15 protein-coding genes are annotated in these 18,879 nt (G+C 39.5%); all 15 read right to left on the reverse strand.

What is annotated here, in order from left to right; genetic code table 11:
* Positions 1–15: 15 nt before the first annotated feature.
* The 15 genes from G596_RS0101170 to G596_RS20455 all read right to left on the reverse strand — a co-directional run bounded on the left by G596_RS0101170 (position 16) and on the right by G596_RS20455 (position 18,878).
* Positions 16–954: a D-alanyl-D-alanine carboxypeptidase family protein gene (locus G596_RS0101170; protein ID WP_022759994.1), complete on the reverse strand. Its 939-nt coding sequence runs from the start codon at positions 952–954 to the stop codon at positions 16–18.
* A gap of 19 nt (positions 955–973) precedes the next feature.
* The gene (gene mgsA, locus G596_RS0101175) at positions 974–1,369 is read right to left on the reverse strand and encodes a methylglyoxal synthase (protein WP_022759995.1); all 396 of its coding nucleotides are present in this window, start codon (positions 1,367–1,369) and stop codon (positions 974–976) included.
* A 20-nt stretch (positions 1,370–1,389) separates the two neighbouring features.
* Positions 1,390–2,526: an FtsW/RodA/SpoVE family cell cycle protein gene (locus G596_RS0101180; RefSeq protein WP_022759996.1), complete on the reverse strand. Its 1,137-nt coding sequence runs from the start codon at positions 2,524–2,526 to the stop codon at positions 1,390–1,392.
* Complete coding sequence (locus G596_RS0101185; protein WP_022759997.1) at positions 2,516–5,380, reverse strand: penicillin-binding transpeptidase domain-containing protein; 2,865 nt, start codon at positions 5,378–5,380, stop codon at positions 2,516–2,518. Before G596_RS0101185 ends, G596_RS0101180 begins: the two co-directional genes overlap by 11 nt.
* Positions 5,373–5,891 (reverse strand): rod shape-determining protein MreD, encoded by a 519-nt coding sequence (mreD, locus tag G596_RS0101190; protein WP_022759998.1) that lies wholly within the window; start codon positions 5,889–5,891, stop codon positions 5,373–5,375. Before mreD ends, G596_RS0101185 begins: the two co-directional genes overlap by 8 nt.
* Positions 5,892–5,901: 10 nt before the next feature.
* Positions 5,902–6,768 carry a rod shape-determining protein MreC gene (mreC, locus tag G596_RS0101195; RefSeq protein ID WP_022759999.1) on the reverse strand — a complete coding sequence of 289 codons (867 nt, stop codon included), beginning with the start codon at positions 6,766–6,768 and terminating at the stop codon, positions 5,902–5,904.
* Positions 6,769–7,776 carry a rod shape-determining protein gene (mreB, locus tag G596_RS0101200; RefSeq protein ID WP_022760000.1) on the reverse strand — a complete coding sequence of 336 codons (1,008 nt, stop codon included), beginning with the start codon at positions 7,774–7,776 and terminating at the stop codon, positions 6,769–6,771.
* A gap of 17 nt (positions 7,777–7,793) precedes the next feature.
* Positions 7,794–8,510: a RadC family protein gene (gene radC, locus G596_RS0101205; RefSeq protein ID WP_044927663.1), complete on the reverse strand. Its 717-nt coding sequence runs from the start codon at positions 8,508–8,510 to the stop codon at positions 7,794–7,796.
* A 117-nt stretch (positions 8,511–8,627) separates the two neighbouring features.
* Positions 8,628–9,917: a methionine gamma-lyase family protein gene (locus G596_RS0101210; RefSeq protein ID WP_022760002.1), complete on the reverse strand. Its 1,290-nt coding sequence runs from the start codon at positions 9,915–9,917 to the stop codon at positions 8,628–8,630.
* The gene (gene miaA, locus G596_RS0101215; protein WP_022760003.1) at positions 9,905–10,858 is read right to left on the reverse strand and encodes a tRNA (adenosine(37)-N6)-dimethylallyltransferase MiaA; all 954 of its coding nucleotides are present in this window, start codon (positions 10,856–10,858) and stop codon (positions 9,905–9,907) included. Before miaA ends, G596_RS0101210 begins: the two co-directional genes overlap by 13 nt.
* The gene (gene mutL, locus G596_RS0101220) at positions 10,858–12,825 is read right to left on the reverse strand and encodes a DNA mismatch repair endonuclease MutL (protein WP_022760004.1); all 1,968 of its coding nucleotides are present in this window, start codon (positions 12,823–12,825) and stop codon (positions 10,858–10,860) included. Before mutL ends, miaA begins: the two co-directional genes overlap by 1 nt.
* Positions 12,818–15,484, reverse strand: a complete 2,667-nt coding sequence (gene mutS / locus G596_RS0101225) for a DNA mismatch repair protein MutS (protein ID WP_026497487.1) — start codon at positions 15,482–15,484, stop codon at positions 12,818–12,820. Before mutS ends, mutL begins: the two co-directional genes overlap by 8 nt.
* Before the next feature lie 60 nt (positions 15,485–15,544).
* Positions 15,545–16,993: a tRNA (N6-isopentenyl adenosine(37)-C2)-methylthiotransferase MiaB gene (miaB, locus tag G596_RS20450; protein WP_022760006.1), complete on the reverse strand. Its 1,449-nt coding sequence runs from the start codon at positions 16,991–16,993 to the stop codon at positions 15,545–15,547.
* The gene (pepT, locus tag G596_RS0101235; protein WP_022760007.1) at positions 16,990–18,264 is read right to left on the reverse strand and encodes a peptidase T; all 1,275 of its coding nucleotides are present in this window, start codon (positions 18,262–18,264) and stop codon (positions 16,990–16,992) included. The genes miaB and pepT overlap by 4 nt, the downstream gene beginning before the upstream one ends.
* A complete protein-coding gene (locus G596_RS20455; RefSeq protein WP_022760008.1) occupies positions 18,261–18,878 on the reverse strand; it encodes a DUF5662 family protein in 618 nt (205 codons plus the stop codon). The genes pepT and G596_RS20455 overlap by 4 nt, the downstream gene beginning before the upstream one ends.
* Between the last annotated feature and the right edge of the window lies 1 nt (position 18,879).

Consider the following 18,879-nt stretch of genomic DNA (forward strand, 5'->3'; position numbering starts at 1 on the left):
TAATAATATTATAATTTACGCACCCGTTATCTGCAATAACAAATCAGACATTTCACGATAAAGTGTTTCGGTGTCCTCTGCACGCATAATTACAGCAATATAATTATTTCCGGAGGTATCCGAAGCAAGCTGAATCAGGCAATGACCCGCGGCATTTGTAGTTCCTGTCTTTCCCCCAAGAACAGTAATTCCGGCAGGCATCTCATAATTACCGTTGATATAGCCGTTCGTATTTTTTACCTCAATATCCTTGAGATCACCGGAAGCCTGGTTGTACTGCGTAGAATATGCCGACATTCTGATAATTTCATTAAATTTGTCGTACTTTAATGCTTCATTGAACATAAGATACATGTCATATACACATGTATAATGATCATCGGCAGTTAATCCGTTGGGATTCATAAAATGAGTATGAGTTGCACCGATTGCCTTAGCCTCGGCATTCATCTGTTCAACAAAAGCATCCACGCTGCCGGAGATATTCTTTGCAATGAGCATCGCTATATCATTTGCCGAATAAATAAGAAGTAAATGAAGAGCCTGCTCCAAAGTCATGGAATCACCTTCTTTAAGGTTAACCTTTTGAGCGCCATCCTCAGTTACATATACATCAGAATCAGCAATTAAAAGTTGATCAAGAGAACCGTTTTTAAGAGCAACTATCGCAGTCATCACCTTTGTCAGTGATGCAGGATCAATCTGAAGCTGTGCATTTTTGCAATACAAAGTCTTTTTATTGTTCAAATCAAAAAGACCGCAGCAGGTATTATCGCTTAATGTAAGCGAATCACCAATATCTCCGTTTGCGACACAGAGATCAGCGGCAAAGCTCTTCATGACAACAACTCCGAATTCATTATACTCAGTTGATGCAATTTTATATGGAAAAGCATACTCTTTGTCAGCACAACCGCATAAAAAAACAGAAAAAACAAGCGCAATACAAAGCATGCTAAAATGTCTCTTCAATTTATTTATACATCTCACGCCACTCAAGATCTCCTCTGTCCAAAGATTTGATTAATAATTCAGCTGTAGCAAGGTTTGTTGCAATCGGAATATTATGCATATCACATAATCTCATTACATTATTTACATCAGGCTCATGAACCTTCTGTGTAAGAGGATCACGAAGGAAAACAACAAGATCTATCTCGTTTGCTTCAATTGCAGCGCCAATCTGCTGAGATCCGCCAAGATGTCCTGCCAGATATTTGTGTATATTCAGATTTGTGACCTCTTCAATAAGTCTTCCCGTAGTTCCAGTCGCATAAAGATCATGCTTGGATAAAATACCTCTGTAAGCAATACAGAAGTTCTGCATTAATTTCTTTTTTGCATCATGAGCTATAAAAGCAATATTCATTGGTAATCCCCTTCCCCAACTTAAAAGTATTTTTTGCCTTGCAGTCGTACATTAAGTACAAACCCCATACCCGCAAAGCAGCTGACAATAGATGTTAGTCCTGCGCTGACAAAAGGCAGCGGAATTCCTGTATTCGGTAGTGCTCCTGTAGCAACACCAATATTAAGAAATCCCTGAAATCCTATCCAGGCCCCCATACCTGTAGCTATAAGCTGCCCTGTTAGATCCTTTGCTCTACCAGCTATAACCATGCATTCAAGAGCAATAAGAAGAATCAAAACAATAACCGCACATCCACCTATAAACCCGAATTCTTCTCCGACTACAGTAAAAATAAAGTCCGTCTGAGACTCGGAAACGAAACCGCCGTTCAAAACAGAACTAATCTCGTTTGTGTTGTAACCTTTTCCTAATAGCTGACCGGAGCCTATAGCCATAATAGAATTAAGGGTCTGATAAGCATCCGATGAAGCAAAATCTTCCGGATGAAGCCACGCCAAAACACGCCTTTGCTGATAATCACGCAAAATCACACTCTTATCCGCAAGCGCATCAAAAATAACAAGTAAGGCTGTCGGAATTGAAATAGCAAGAACCGTTATCACAAATTTTATATTTATGCCGGCTGAGAACAATATGCAACAAATAATAACTGTTAACATAATTGTCGTGGAAAGATCAGGCTGCAGTACAATCATGATAAGCGGCGGTGCCAAAAGCCCAAGACAAATAAAAATAAAGTATATCTTTTTGACTTTATCCTTATATTTCATTATGAACGCTGAAAAAAATAAAATCAATAATATTTTGGATGCTTCAGAGGGCTGAAACTGTACTCCAAGTACAGTAATCCATCTTGTAGCACCTTTTACTGAATGGCTCAAAGGTGTAAACACCAGTGATAAAACAACCAGATTCAGGATATAGTAAATTGCATAAAACTTACAAATAAAAATGTAATCAAGCAGGGATATGAAAATCATCATAAATACCCCCAAAACTATACCCACAATCTGCTTCTTTTTATAAGATGGATCCGCACTTCCCACAGCCATTACGCCTATGCAGGAAAGTGCTATAAGCATCATAACAAGCTTAAAATCATAATCAAATATATGATAGCTTTTTAGTTTTTCCAAAAATGTCTCAGTCCGCATTTGCTTCTCCACCTTGCAATTCTTGCGCTGTTCCGCTCTGCACCTCTTCCGGCTGTGCAAGCCCGAAGTAATATGCAAGAGCCTTCTTGGTTATCTGAGCGGCATAACTTGAAGAATATCCGAAAGCTATTCTGGTAGCTATGGATATTTCAGGCTTCTCATAAGGAGCATAGCATACAAAAAGTGCATGGTTTGCTCGTTTCTTTGATTCCTCGGCAGTACCCGTCTTACCTGCAACATTTACTGCCAGATCATCAAAATAAGGCTTGTCCTCTACAACCTGACGCATGCCCATGTGTATGGCATTCCAGAAAGAAGAATCCATATCTATATGATTTCTTACAGTCGCTCCATGCTCTTCAAGAAGATTTCCGTTTGAATCAGAAGTCTTCTTAACCAGAGTAAGGTTATAACATGTACCGCTATTGGCAACAGCGGTTATATATCTTGCAAGACCTACTGTTGTAAATGAGTTGGTACCCTGACCGATTGCGGAACGAGTCGAGTCAATGTCGGAAACAATCGGATCATATTCAGTAATCTCAATGCCGGTAGTCTCACTTAAACCATAGAGATCTGCATATTTAGCAAGCTTTTCAAGACCCACTTCGGATTTATAGTTTTCGCCCACAAGACTAAGTCTGTAACCGACCTCAAAAAAGAAAGCGTTACAGGAATTTCTTATTCCTCCGGTAACATCGAGTGACCCGTGTGATGCCGGATAAATCCAGCAGTGTGCGGGATTTGTATTATCAAGCTTATCAAATACACCGGTACAGGTGATTGTGGAGCCTAAATCTATGACTCCCTCCATCAGACCTGCCGTTGCCGATACCATCTTAAAGGTAGAACCGGGCGCGGTTCTTTGCATCGTTGCATAATTAAGAAGCGGTGAAGACTGATCGCTTCTAAGCTTTGCGTAATACTCTGAATCAACGCCGTTAGCCATTTTATTATTATCATATCCGGGATATGACACAAGAGCCAAAACATCTCCGTTATTAACATCCGTAACAACCATTGATCCGGTACATGGATCAAGTGCCAGCTGTGCGGGAGTAATATCCAGGTTTGATATTCTGTTTACCATAAAAGTATACGGAGATTCTGAGCCCGCAAGCCACTGCGAAAGCTCTTCTTCAGGTAGCTCTACTACTCCCTGCTCAAGCAGTATATTGCAAACAGCATTTCCGCTTATCAGATCATCCTGAAGAAGATACTTGTAAAGCTTTTTATTAAACTCATCATCCTCAGAAATATCATTGAAAATATATTCTACAATAGTGTTAAAGATCTCCTGCGAATCCACATACTGGCTCTCAAGATCAAGAACCGTTACATCGATCCAGTTTGCTGAAATGCAGTATCTGATATAATCCGAAAGCGAAATTGTTTCTTCTGTAGTCCATGCTACATAAGTTTTATCTTCCTTATCGACCTTTTCGGAATCAATAACCCCATTATTATATAGCTTATTTGCTATATAACTCATGTAAACCTGATACTCCTTCGTAAGCTGATTATACGGAGTGTTCAGTTCCGTAAACTCACTTCTTAGGCCTTCGTTTACCTGCTTTTTTTTGGTCAAAAAGCTCTCATGAACTGACATCTCTGAAGGCCCGGCTTCAGAGCTTTCCATATGCTTTAAATTTATTACATGGTTATCAAAAAGCGCAAAATATACATCATATATCGGTATCTGTATTTCACTGGCCTTTTGATTTTCACTCATAGTAAAGAATTTGATATTTTGAATCTTGGAAATCAAAATGCCGGCAAGCGATTGCTCGATTATGTTGTAGCATGCTTCCTGCAGATCTTTATCAATGGTCAGATATACATCACTTCCTGCAGTCGAATCTATATAACTACTGGTTTCTATAACCTTACCTGTGTTATCTACATATACTGTCTCACTACCCTTTGTACCCTGCAGTACATGTTCCATTGACTGCTCAATTCCTGATTTACCGACTGTGTCATTTGAATTATAAGACGGATTTACAGCCTGTAATTCAGCAAGTTCAGTGTCGGAAACCTTTCCGGTATAACCGATAATCTGAGAAAAATACTCAGAATCAACATATACACGGGCTGTATTTTCTTCAATGGATACACCCTCAAGGATATTTGCATTCTCCATGATATCCGCAACTGTCTTATCGCTGACACTCGTTGCAATGGTCGTATTAATATACTTCTGATAGCTATTAGAGTACATCTTATATCTTACGACTATAACCTTGAGCATCCTGTCTTTGGTATAACCCATTCCGGGAACAAAACTCTTCTTATTTCCAGGTTCAGAATAATCACCTATACCGAATTTAGTACAAAGATCGTCCACTACCTCACTTGCTGTCTTGGACCTTTCTTCGTATTTTAAATCATTTGTGCTTGTTCTGCCGTACACATCAGCAAGAAAACGTAGCAGAGCCTTATCTTCTACAGTAAACTCAAAATTATTTGAACTGCTCAGTTGAATATTGAAATCAGTATCAACGGTATCACCGTCTTTTTCGACGATATCGATTGTCTTATTTATCGTCTCATTGATTGCAGCGTTTTTACCTGAACCCGATTCATATACATCCTCGATCATAACAGAATTTGAAAGCTGATTATATGCAAGAAGATTGCCGTTTCGGTCGTAGATATTACCTCTGGCCGCAGAAATAGACTTTTCTTTCATAATCTTTAACTGAAATGAATCCTGGTAGGTTTCACCTTTTACGATTTGCAAAAAGAAAAGTCTGTAAATAAGCCCTGCAGACGCAAGTATCATCAGGGCCGATATCATGACAAGACGTGACGTTATGAAATTGACAAAAACTTCCTTTATCTTACTAAACAAATTTCTTTGCGCTCCTTTGTTCAATATCTTCCAGATAGGAATTTATCTTGATAAGAACAGGATAAATAAATACTGCCACCAAAGCTGTATATACAACCTCGGGCAAAATCACGTTTATTGTGTAATATGTAATATTGAATTTGTTTCTGAACATAAACAGAAGCACGTAACAGATAAATCCGAACAAAAAGTCCGAAGAAACTATTAGTGCCAAAGGAAGGAGAATATTTTCGGGGAAAAATATCTTATTGAACTTCCCGATAATAAAACCTATATACATATAGATAAGAGCATAAAAGCCCAGATAGGTACCAAAGAAAATATCCACCAACAATCCACAGAACATACCAACAACCATTCCACTCTTATCCCCACGCATGAAAGCATAAGAGGAAGTCAGGATGATCATCAGATTAGGTACAATTCCACTGAAATCCAACACCCTGAATACGGTTGTCTGCATTATGAAGCTTATTAAAATAGATAAAAAAATAAATAATAATCTTCGCATAAAAACAATATTATTCCCCGGTATTTTTCAGTTCCATGACAACAAGAACTTCATTCATGTATTCAAATTGAACTACCGGCGTAATCTTACCGGATTTTGTCAGATTATTTGAATCTTCTTCTATTGTAGAGATATATCCGACCAAAACTCCGGGCAGGTATTTATCACTGATATTTGAAGTAACTACCTTATCACCGACACTGACCTTGTCAGCCTCGTCAACAAGCTTGGAAAAAGCAATCTGACCTTCGTTATATAACTCAAGGTCTCCTGTAGCGATAAGATTTTCAGATGCCGAAAGAACCGTACAACTGACAGAAGAATTATCAGCAATAATGGTCTGAACCTTAGCCCAGTCAGGACCAACATCGGTAACTCTACCGACTAGACCGCCGCCGGCAATTACATTCATGTCAACTTCAACGCCTACATCAGATCCCTTATCAATAACAAAGGAATGATACCAGTTGCCGGCATCCTTAGCTATTATTCTTGCTCCGATTTTTTTATAATCGGAATACTGTGCATCAAGTTCATACAATTCGCGCAGCTTTATCAGTTCATATTTATCCTGCTCAAGATGGGTATTCTCAATTGTAAGCTGCTCGATCTGGGATTTCAGATCCTGGTTTTCCTTCTGAAGAGCTCGTATACTTTCAAGATTGTCAGCAGTACTCTTCATCCAGACGCCTACAGTAGAAATACCTTTTTGAAAAGGAATAACAGCTGTTCCGGCAAAGGAGTTAACTGAACGATTAAAAACATTAGTATTGAACGTAATTATGATAAGTCCAACACATAAAATTGTTAAAATAAAGAGGAGATATTTACTTGGAAGTGTAAATTTATCTCCCCCTCTTTTAATGATAGGACTCATTTATACATCCTCTTCAACTGAGTAAGCAAGAGCCTTATACTGATCATCCTTAATAATCTTACCGAGACCTATGGCAACGGAACTGAGCGGATTCTCCGCAAGGTTTACATTAAGTCCGACACCGTTTGACAGTCTCTGTGCAAGGTGGCATACCTGTGAAGCACCACCTGTAAGATATAAGCCGTTCTTGAAGATATCTGCGGCAAGCTCCGGAGGCGTGCGCTCAAGTGTAGCCTTAATATTGTCAAGAATCTGATCAAAGCTCTCAATCAGTGACTGATCTAAAAGATCTGTAGGAATTGATCTCTCAACCGGAAGGCCTGTTACGATATCTCTTCCGTAAACTACTGCATCTTCACCTGCCTTCTCAAGATCCTTAAGTGACATCTTTATATTTTCTGAAGTCTTCTCACCGATAATAAGTGAGAACTCTTTACGGATTACATTTCTGATGGCATCGTCAAATTTCTTACCGCCAACCTTGATCAGCTTACTGATAACAATGCCCTTAAGTGAAAGGATGGAAATCTCGGTTGTATCATAGCCTACATTAACTACAAGTACACCCTGTGAATTCATGACATCAACACCCATTCCGAGTCCGTCTGCCACAGGCTTTTTAACCATCATGATCTTCTTGGCTTTTACACCTGACTCTCTTATAAGGTCATGAAAAGCACGTCTTTCTACTTCTGTCACATCCTTAGGAACAGCTATATAAACATCTACAGGCTTAAGTGCACCCTTCATCTGATCAGTGATAAAGAGCTTTACAAGAGTCTTCATGTGTTCAATGTCAGCAATAACACCGTTACTTAAAGGATAAGAAATCTTAATATTACTCGGTGCCTTCTCATACATATCATATGCAGAATCACCGTAAGCAAGAATTGATGTCTTATTCTCAACTGCAATAAGATTCTTCTCTACAGTTACAGCATCTGTTGCCTTATTGTAGATTTTGATATTGCTTGTTCCAAGATCGATACCAAAAGTATTGTTGCCCAAAATATAAGCCTCCTAAATTACATAACATTATTTTCTGTAAAACTGAAATATGTGTGATCACCGATAATAATATGATCCAAAAGCTTAATATCCAAAAGGATACCTGCTTCTTTTAACTCTTCCGTAAGCTTAATATCCGAATATGAAGGAGTCGGATCCCCTCCCGGATGATTATGCAAAAGAATAATCTTAACCGCATTATTTTTGATTGCGTATATAAAGACTTCTCTTGGTGACAGCGGCGCGGAATTAACCGTACCAACCGAGAGTTCAAACTCACAAATGAGTTCATTCTGGTTATTGAGACAGGCTACTACTGAATGTTCACGTCTGAAGTTACACATTTTTTCCATATAATAACCGGCCACAGTTCCCGGATCGTTAAAATCAAGGCGCATCTTCGCCTTGCTCCTGGCAATTCTGTTTGAAATCTCAGCAATACACATAAGCTTTACAGCTTTAACATGACCTATTCCCGGGATCTGCAAGAGGTCCTTCATGGTCAGATATCTTATTCCCGAAATCCCTTTCCCGTACTTCTCACACATTGAGAGCACATAATTGCCAATTTCCATTGGTGTTCGCTGTGAAGTGCCGGTTCTGATAATTATCGCCAAAAGCTCTGCATCCGTAAGTGATTCCGGACCTTTTTCCAGAAATCTCTCATATGGAAGCATACTTTTAATACCGTCATCTTCATTCAGCATTTTACTTATTGATTTTTTATTATCCATTATTTCATACCAATGCTTCTTCGGGCACATTAATATGAAAAATAATCAGACCTCAAATGATTATACCACAATTTGAGAAGTGAGCAACAACGTTGCTTCTATAAAATGTAGTATTTTTCAGATTTTGACAAGTCCCTTCTCATACATGACCGCCAAAGTCTTCATAATGCCGTATTTGACATGTTGCCAGGTGAGTCCACCCTGAAAATATACACTGTAGGGTTCACGAAGCGGTCCATCAGCCGAAAGCTCAATTGAACTGCCGGAAACAAAAGCACCTGCAGCCATTATTACCTGTGAATCATAACCGGGCATATCCCAGGGCTCCGGTGTAACATATGAATCTACCGGCGCTGCAGCCTGTATTCCCTCACAGAAAGAGGTAAGCAGTTCGGGTTTTCCAAATGTAATTGCCTGAATTATGTCATAGCGCTCTTCAGTACTATTCGGTAGAACTGAAAAACCAAGCTTTTCATAAATGTTTGCCGCAAAAATAGCACCCATAAGAGCATTTGCAGTAACATTCGGTGCAAGGAACAATCCCTGGTAGAACTGTGGAAGTATGCCAAGAGAAGCTCCAACCTCCTTGCCAAGGCCCGGAGAAGTAAGTCTGTATGCGGCATTTTCAACGCATTCGCTCTTTCCTGCTATATAGCCTCCTATCGGAGCAAGTCCGCCGCCCGGATTCTTAATAAGTGATCCGACAATCATATCTGCACCTACATCCGTTGGCTCAATCGTTTCCACAAATTCACCATAGCAATTATCAACCATGCATATAACATCTTTTTTTATGTCTTTTATGAAGCTGATAAGCTCACCGATTCTTTCAACAGAAAGTGTCGGTCTTGTCTGATATCCCTTACTTCTCTGAATAGTTACAAGCTTAGTTTTTTCATTAATGGCTTTTTTTATCCCATCAAAATCGAATGATCCATCAGGCAAAAGGTCAACCTGGCTGTAACTTACTCCATATTCTGCAAGAGATCCTTTTGACGGTCGTATGCCTATAACCTCTTCCAGAGTATCGTAAGGTTTTCCAACAGGAGACAAAAGCTCATCGCCCGGACGAAGGTTACTCATTAGTGCAAGAGCAAGCGCATGGGTTCCGCATGTAATCTGCGGTCTTACCAGAGCATCCTCTGTATGGAAAACCGATGCATATACAGCTTCAAGCTTATCTCTTCCAATGTCATTATAGCCGTAACCTGTCGTTCCGAGGAGACAGGCTTCCGAAACCTTATTATCCTGCATTGCTTTCAAAACCTTAGCCTGATTAAAATCAGATACTTCCCTGATCTTTTCAAAGCGAGGCTTTAAATCATTCCAGATTTTATCGCAAAAATCATAGACATCCGAAGGGATGCCCATGCTTTCATACATACTTTTCAAATTTATATGTTCCATCTTTCTTTAATCCTTCTAACTAATTCACTGGCAATTTCCATATCATCGCGCCTAAACTCGGATTTGTCAACCCAGGATACATCTTTTTCACGTCTAAACCAGGTCAACTGTCTCTTTGCAAAATGTCTTGTATTTCGCTTTAATAGTTCTACCGCACGTTCTTTTGTAACCTCATTGTCAAGATATGAAAGGATTTCTCTATAACCAAGTGCCTGCATAGATGTGGCTTTTCTGTCTATATTTTTCTCCTTAAGCGCTTTCACCTCATCTATAAGACCTTCTTCCATCATCTTATCGATTCTCTTTTCAATTCTGTCATAGAGAATCTCCCTATCGTCAGTAAGAACAAAATAGAAAAAATCATAAGGTGATGATTTGGCTCTTTGATCTTCGTTATGTTCGGAGATTTTCATACCTGTTTCCTTATTAAAACAAAGTGCTCTCATAACGCGTTTCACATTATTCTCATGAAGATCTTTGGCATATTCGGGGTCTGTTTCCTTTAACATTTCATAGAGTTTATGAACCCCTTCGGGTGCCTGGGCCAATTCAGACAGCTCCTGCTTAAACGCCTTTAGCTCATCACTATCATGATTATTGGAAAAATCGATATCATAAAGAACAGACTGAATATAAAACCCCGTACCTCCAACAATTATCGGAAGCTTTCCTCTGTTTGTGATATCCTCTATAGCTTCTTTTGCAAGCTTCTGAAATTCAAAAACATTGAAATCCTCTGCAGGATCAAGAAAATCTATAAGATGATGAGGAATCCCCTGCATTGCCTCTTTTGATATCTTATCCGTACCGATGTTCATATCCTTATAAACCTGCATGGAATCCGCGGATATGATCTCGCCACCCAGCTGTTTGGCAAGTTCTATAGATATTTTTGTTTTGCCGACAGCTGTCGGACCTGTCAGTATTACAAGTCTTTTCATCAATCAACTACTCTCTTAAACTTCTTTTCAATCTCATACTTGCTCATGGAAATAATCGTTGGTCTTCCATGCGGACAGTTATATGGATTATCAAGTGTCAAAAGCTCATCAATAAGCTTTTCCATCTCCATTCGGGAAATTTTCATATTTCCTTTTACAGAAGCTTTACATGCCATACTCGCAATCTTGTAATTAATTACGTCCGGTGTCCTGTCAAGATTATTATCAGTAGCGAGCTCATCAAGTATCTCGGTAAACATCTCCTTCTCATTTTCGCAGCCATATATATCCACAGGCACCTCACGGATCGCATAATCATGCCCACCAAAGGGCTCTATATTAAATCCGAGTTTTTCAAAAGAAGAATGATACTTTTCAAAAACATCTATCTCCTGCGTTGTGAGTGATACTATGATAGGCGGCTGTACAAGCTGAGAAACTGTCTCTTTCTTCTCATATCTCTTGATCATGCGCTCATAGTTAACCTTCTCATGAGCTGCATGCTGATCGACAATAAACATTTTATCCTTGAATGCAATTATCCAGTATGTATCAAAAATCTGACCGAGTATCGTATACTCATTCCTGTTGTCTTTGGTCAGTATCTTCTCATCAAAAAGATCAAGCTGTATGCCTTTTTCAACAATTACTGCATCCGAGCTCTTTATAATGGGGCCTGCTGCTTTTGAGTCTTCTTCAGATTTGGGCGGAGTATGATCGCCAAAAACCCTGGTCCATACAGGCGATTTCATATTATCTTCGATAACAACGGGTTCGGGAGATATCCCCTCTGCAAAAACGGGCTCATCCTCCTTGAGCTTTTTATCCTCAGATAACCTGCTTTGTTCAAACGGCTCCGGAACTTTTTCTTCAACAGCTTTCTTTTCGGAAATATTTTTATTCGGAACCGGTGTTGCTGCAGCTTTTGCTTCAGAAGCTTTTTCTTCCCTTTCATCACGTAAAACTTCGGGAATCATCTCATGCTCATGAAGAGTTACCGCCACGCTTTTTATTATAAACTCATATACTGCCGGCTGATTGCTGAATCTCACTTCCATTTTTGAAGGATGGACATTCACATCAACAAGTTCAGAGCGCATACGTATATGAACCACGCAGAAAGGAAACTTATGCTGCATAAGATATTCCTTATAGCCCTCCTCAAGAGCTTTGGAAATAATCTTATCCTTAATATATCTACCGTTTACAAAAAAGTTTTCAAAATTTCTGTTTGATCTGTTAAGGGCCGGCTCCCCCAGATACCCTTCAATGGTATAATCGCCTTCTGTTATGGAAATAGGCACCAGACACATTGCCACATCACGTCCGAATATCCTGTAAATAATTTCCTTGAGGTCGCCGTTTCCCGAGGTGGTAAACCTATCATCTCTGTTATTTATAAAATGAAATGAAATCGAGGGATTGTCCATAGCGAGATGTTCCATAAGATCTCCCACATAGGATCCTTCGGTCTGATTTGTTTTAAGGAATTTTTTTCTGGCAGGCGTATTAAAAAACAAATCCCTTACAATAATAGTAGTACCTGTTGGAGCTCCGATCTCTTCAATAGATTCTTCATTTCCTCCGCTGACACAATACCTTGTGCCTATCAACTCATTTTCAGTTTTTGTGATGAGCTCTGTCTGTGAAACAGCAGCTATACTCGAGAGAGCTTCACCACGAAATCCCAATGATTTCAGCCTGTAAATATCATCAATGCTCATGAGTTTACTGGTTGCATGTCTCTTAAAAGCATTTCTTATTTCACTTTTGTCTATACCACAGCCGTTGTCAGTAACCCTTATCATCTTGGTTCCGCCGTCATGTATTTCCACTGTTATAGACGTAGCACCTGAATCGATAGCATTTTCAACAAGCTCTTTTACTACGCTTGAAGGTCTTTCAACAACTTCTCCTGCTGCAATCTGGTCTATGGTATTCTGATCAAGCTCAAAAATTTTAGCCATTTGTCACGTCTCCTGCAAAGCCTTTCCATCTGTTTTTCAGTTCGTTTTGAAGCTTATATAACGTATTTAAGGCATCCATAGGCGTAAGATTTGAAATATCAATCTCCTGTAATTCCTTTATAACATCTTCATCTTTAACAGTATCAAAAAGTGACATCTGAGAAAGGTCAACAGAATCATAATGTTTTACCGTATTTCTTCTGTCATTTTTTTGATTAATCTCAATCCCCTGAACCTTATCCGTTATATCATTGTCGGAAAGTTCTTCGGCAATAGCCTTTGCCCTGTCTATTACCATATCGGGGATACCTGCAAGGCGGGCAACCTGAATACCATAGCTCTTATCAGCGCCGCCTTTTATAATCTTGTGAAGGAAAACAATGTCATCGCCCTTTTCTTTTACTGCGATGCAGTAATTATTTACATTGCCGATTTTTCCTTCAAGCTCTGTAAGCTCGTGATAATGTGTTGCAAATAAGGTTCTGGCTCCAAGCAATTTCCTGTTACTTATATGCTCTATGACAGCCCAGGCGATGGACAAACCATCATATGTTGAAGTACCTCTTCCTATCTCATCAAGGATAAGAAGTGACTTTGAAGTGGCATTTCTAAGTATATTAGCAACTTCATTCATCTCCACCATAAAAGTACTCTGACCGCTTCCAAGATCATCGGATGCACCGACTCTTGTAAAAATACGGTCCACGACACCTATCTGCGCAGACTCAGCAGGAACAAAGCTTCCAATCTGAGCCATCAGTACGATGAGAGCAGTCTGTCTCATAAATGTTGATTTACCTGCCATATTGGGGCCGGTAATTATCGCAACAGCGTGCTTTTTATCATCGAGAAATGTATCGTTCGAAATAAACAGATCGCTTCTGTCAAGCATCTGCTCGATTACAGGATGTCTTCCTCCCGTAATCTTCAATGTTCCTTTATCATTTAGCTCCGGCTTGACATAATGATTTCTTTCAGCCACATAAGCCAGGGAACAATATACATCAAGAAGAGCTATTCCCTTTGCTGTACTTTGTATTCTCTCTATTTCAAGCGATATTGAATCTCTTATCTTACAAAACATCTCATACTCAAGATTATTGAGTTTATCCTGAGCATTTAAAATTGTGTCCTCAAGCTCTTTCAGTTCAGGCGTTGTGTATCTCTCACAATTTGTAAGTGTCTGCTTTCTTATAAAATAATCCGGTACCTTATCTTTAAAGGAATTAGTGACCTCAAAGGAATACCCGAAAACATTGCTGTATTTTATTCTGAGATTTTTAATATCAAGTTTTTCGCGTTCTTTTGCCTCAAGATCAGAAAGCCACTGTTTACCTTCTGTACTAGCTTTTCTGAAATGATCAATATCGCTGTCAAAACCGTCTTTTATTATGCCACCTTCTTTTATTGCAAGCGGTGGTTCTTCGATAATCGCCTTGTCTATTAGTTCATATATATCCTGCAGATCATCTATCTGCTCGTAAACTTCGGCAAGAGAAGCCGTGTCTTTCAATTCCTCAAGAACAATCCTGATCGCGGGTAGCATTTTAAGGGAATTTCTAAACGCCAAAAGATCTCTGGGATTTGCGGTATGGTAATTAATCTTCGCCATCAGACGTTCCATATCATATATAGGACCCAGATACTCTCTAAGCTCATCCCTTGAAATCGTATTTTTAAGCAAAGCTTCTACAGCGTTCTGTCTTCCGATAATATCTTCAACATCTATCAGAGGCTGCTCTATAAAGCTGCGCAGCATTCTGGCACCCATAGCAGTCTTGGTCTTATCAAGAACCCAAAGGAGCGTTCCTCTCTTCTGCTTATCTCTCATTGTTTCAATAAGCTCGAGATTTCTTCTTGTAGAAGAATCAAGAAGCATGTATTTACTCGTAAGATAAGGATAAATATGAATTATATTTGAAAGATCATCCTTTTGAAGCTCTGTAAGATATTTCAAAATTGCCCCTGCGGATAATATGCCGCTGGGAAAGTCCGTAATTCCGAGTCCTGAAAGAGAACCCACCTTAAAGTGCTTCATAAGCACCTGCTTATCCGTTTCCTCATCAAAATATCTGGGATCTAGAGGATTGATTACCAGATTACTTCTGTCCTTCAGGTTCTCTATATCAACCCCGCTTACAAGAAAGGCATCATTACAGATAAGCTCTGAGGGTTGATACTTCTGAATTTCATCAAGGATGTCCTTAAGCTGATCCACTTCGGTAAGATAAAAATCTCCTGTAGTAACATCGGCAAAAGCAATACCACTTTTATCATCCGAATAAAAAACACACATCAGATAGTTGTTCTTTGATTCGTCAAGAGCCTGCATATTAAGATTGGTACCGGGAGTAACAACCCTTGTTACATCTCTTTTCACGATACCCTTTGCTTCCTTCGGATCCTCGAGCTGCTCGCATATTGCGACCTTATATCCTCTGTTTACAAGCTTACTCAAATAGCTGTCTACAGCATGATGAGGAACTCCGCACATGGGAGCTCTCTCCTCAAGTCCGCAGGCTTTTCCAGTAAGTGTAAGTTCAAGCTCTTTGGATGCAACTTTTGCATCCTCAAAGAACATCTCATAAAAATCCCCAAGTCTGTAGAATAATATACAGTCTTTATATTCATCCTTGGTGCGAATATAATTCTGCATCATAGGACTTAGTTTTTCAAAATCAATTTTCAACTTTCTCTCCCGTATACTTCAAAGCTCGCTTTATGCATGAACTTTTCCTGTGTAATAAAAGCCATGGCATTCTTCAAGATCTACATCCAGAAATTCACCTATCATTGATTCATCTCCGGGGAAATGAACCAGCGTATTATTTGACATACGCCCTGTGACAAGTGAAGAGTCCTGTTCGTTGATCTCTTCAACAAGAACCCGATGCGTCTGACCTGTAAAGCGTGATGCACGCTCTTTGGCTGTCTCCTGAACCACCTTCAGCAGCCTGTCAAAATTGGGCTTGCTGACTGATTCCGGTACCTGTTCCCATCCCGCAGCGGGAGTACCTGTTCTCTTGGAATAAATAAATGTAAAAGCATTATCAAAAGCTGCTTTTTTAACAACATCGATAGTTTCATCTACATCGCTGTCAGTTTCACCGGGAAAACCGACAATAATATCAGTTGTAATTGAAACATCGGGTATAGCTGCCTTGATCTTATCTACAAGAGAAAGGAAGCTCTCCTTTGTATAGTGTCTGTTCATCTTTTTTAATATTTCATCAGATCCGGATTGAAGAGGCAGATGTATATGTCTTGCCACCTTCTCATTTTCAGCAATAACCTTGATAAGATCATCGGAAAGATCCTTTGGATGTGATGTCATAAAGCGAACCCTCTCTATACCATCAACCTTACAAACCTCCGAAAGTAACTCGGCAAAACTGATCTGCTCACCTTCGGGAAGACCTTTTCCGTAAGAATTTACGTTTTGTCCAAGAAGCATAATCTCCTTCACTCCATCGGAAGCGAGATATTCAATCTCCCTTATAATGTCTCTGGGATTTCTTGATCTCTCTCTGCCGCGGACATATGGAACTATGCAGTAGGTGCAAAAATTATTGCAGCCAAACATGATATTGATTCCGGATTTGAATTTGTACTTACGTACAATGGGAAGATCCTCAACTATCTGATCTGTATCCTTCCAGATATCTATTATCATTCTGTCGGACTCAAACATAGTATTGAGGAGCTCGGCAAACTTAAAAATGTTATGAGTACCGAAAATCAGATCAACATGTCTGTAGCTCTTTTGAATCTTCTCAATCGCTCCCTGCTCCTGCATCATACAGCCACAAAGCGCAATCTTCATCCAGGGCTTTTTCTTCTTTATTCCGCCGACATATCCAAGTCTTCCGAACACTCTCTGGTCTGCATTATCACGAACGGTACAGGTGTTATAGATAACAAAATCAGCATCCTCCGATTCCACCTGTTCGTAGCCGATTTTGGTGAGCACTCCGATAAGCTTCTCGGAATCTCTCGCGTTCATCTGACAGCCAAAGGTCACAACACAGGCCGTAGGCTTTCTTCCAAGTTCCTTTGAAAGCTCTTCGACCTTCTGCTTTACCTTTTCCATAAATTCAAACTGTCTTTTTGTTTCATCACCGGCATTTCCGGCAGCTTCTGAATGAAGTAATGTATTTTCGTTTTTCAAATCTTAAAATCTCCATAAATCCCGCAAATCTCAAGGATAATATCCACAGTTTTTCTCATTTCACTTACTACTGCAAACTCATATCGGCCATGGTAGTTATACCCACCTGTACAAAGATTAGGACAGGGCAAGCCTTTATAAGAAAGCATTGCGCCGTCGGTACCGCCTCTTATAGGCACCTCTACAGGAACAACTCCCAGAGCTTCCATAGCTGCCTTGGCATTTTCCACCAAATGCATATGAGGCTTAATCTTCTCAATCATATTATAATATGAATCTTCCATAGTAAGCTCTACAGTGCCTTCTCCATATTTATTATTGAGAAAATCCACTATACTTTTTACAAGTTCCTTCTTTTTCGTAAATTTTGCCATGTCATGATCACGTACAATGTAATAAACAACTGCTTTTTCGCAGGTTCCTTTCATCATTGTCAGATGGAAAAATCCTTCTCTTCCTTCTGTATACATGGGATTTTGTGATACCGGAAGCATTGACTGGAATTCATATGCAATTAATGTTGCGTTTAGCATACGATTCTTTGCATCACCGGGATGAACACTTCTTCCGTTTATAATTAGTTCAACCTCTGCAGCATTAAAATTCTCGTATTCCAATGTTCCAAGATCTCCGCCATCCACCGTATAGGCGAACTGAGCCCCAAACCTGTCAAGATCAAAATTATCGGTTCCTTCGCCTATTTCCTCATCGGGTGTAAATGCTATTTTTATCTCTCCGTGAGGTATCTCGGGATTTTTAAGAAGAGTCTCGACCATTGTCATAATTTCGGCAATGCCGGCCTTATCGTCAGCTCCAAGAAGTGTACTTCCATCCGTAACTATCAGATCCTCTCCTTTTTTTGATGTCAAAATAGGAAAATCCTTCGGAGAAAGAATATATTTTCCGTCATCGGAAAGCTTTATGTCGCCACCTTCATATCCTTTTACAATTCGAGCCTTTACATCTTTGCCGCTTACAGCATCAGAAGTATCCATATGAGCAATAAATCCGATAATCGGAGATTCATCCTTTTTACCGTTTGTAGCAGGAATTGTTGCATAAACATAGCAATACTTCTGATCGTAATAAACGTCAGAAGCACCTAATTCAGTAAGCTCATTATATAAAAGCTTTGCAAGATCGTGTTGCCCCGGTGTTGATGGATGTACATTTGTATGTTCATCAGACTGGGTATCAATTTTTGTATAACGGATGAATCTTTCTATCAGATCCTCAGGTTTATTTTTTATAAGTTCATATATATTGTTCAATTCAAACTCTCCTCTAATTCTCTTTCCCAGCGGCCTTTGTCCTTTCCGGTAAGGAATATTTCCTTTATGTATTTAAAAGTCGCTGCTTCTCCCTGATTTCCCAACATATCCAGGAAGAATTCAAGCTTATTGAGCGTATCCGGATGTACAAGCTTTTTCAGTACCGGTTTCTCTTTTTGATAATATTTCCAAGCATCCCACGAATCATACTCTGCACCTCTGTATGTCATGCATGCCGCAACTCTGTCGGCAATCATCTCAGCAACATACTTATTGGGCATGGGACACGGAACTATTCCGTCGCTATCCGGACCGCCCATTTTAAAAAAATCGATCCAGTACTCAAAATGATGCTTATTCCTGCCCTTGTGATGAAGCCAGGTTCTTGAGTATCCAAACAGTTCGCGCTCTCTAGTATTTGGAGAACGAGTTCCCTGATAATATCTTGCACCATTCCAGAACTCAGAGGGAGAATACTTCGATAAATCATGAGTAAGTCCCTGAAAATAAAGCCCCATTTTAAAACAGTTACGCCTAACGATATGTCTGTGTTTAGTTATGGTTTTAAAGTGCATTAATGCACCGCGAAATGTAATTCTATCGTTATTTTCCATT

It is taken from the genome of Butyrivibrio sp. AD3002 (genome assembly GCF_000420905.1).
Lineage (GTDB): Bacteria > Bacillota > Clostridia > Lachnospirales > Lachnospiraceae > Butyrivibrio.

Excerpts from the sequence above, each read along its gene's own strand:
- G596_RS0101170 (WP_022759994.1), bottom strand. The coding sequence starts at position 954 with ATGCTTTGTATTGCGCTTGTTTTTTCTGTTTTTTTATGCGGTTGTGCT.
- mgsA (WP_022759995.1), bottom strand. The coding sequence starts at position 1,369 with ATGAATATTGCTTTTATAGCTCATGATGCAAAAAAGAAATTAATGCAG.
- G596_RS0101180 (WP_022759996.1), bottom strand. The coding sequence starts at position 2,526 with ATGCGGACTGAGACATTTTTGGAAAAACTAAAAAGCTATCATATATTT.
- mreD (WP_022759998.1), bottom strand. The coding sequence starts at position 5,891 with ATGCGAAGATTATTATTTATTTTTTTATCTATTTTAATAAGCTTCATA.
- mreC (WP_022759999.1), bottom strand. The coding sequence starts at position 6,768 with ATGAGTCCTATCATTAAAAGAGGGGGAGATAAATTTACACTTCCAAGT.
- radC (WP_044927663.1), bottom strand. The coding sequence starts at position 8,510 with ATGGATAATAAAAAATCAATAAGTAAAATGCTGAATGAAGATGACGGT.
- G596_RS0101210 (WP_022760002.1), bottom strand. The coding sequence starts at position 9,917 with ATGGAACATATAAATTTGAAAAGTATGTATGAAAGCATGGGCATCCCT.
- miaA (WP_022760003.1), bottom strand. The coding sequence starts at position 10,858 with ATGAAAAGACTTGTAATACTGACAGGTCCGACAGCTGTCGGCAAAACA.
- mutL (WP_022760004.1), bottom strand. The coding sequence starts at position 12,825 with ATGGCTAAAATTTTTGAGCTTGATCAGAATACCATAGACCAGATTGCA.
- mutS (WP_026497487.1), bottom strand. The coding sequence starts at position 15,484 with ATGATGCAGAATTATATTCGCACCAAGGATGAATATAAAGACTGTATA.
- G596_RS20455 (WP_022760008.1), bottom strand. The coding sequence starts at position 18,878 with ATGGAAAATAACGATAGAATTACATTTCGCGGTGCATTAATGCACTTT.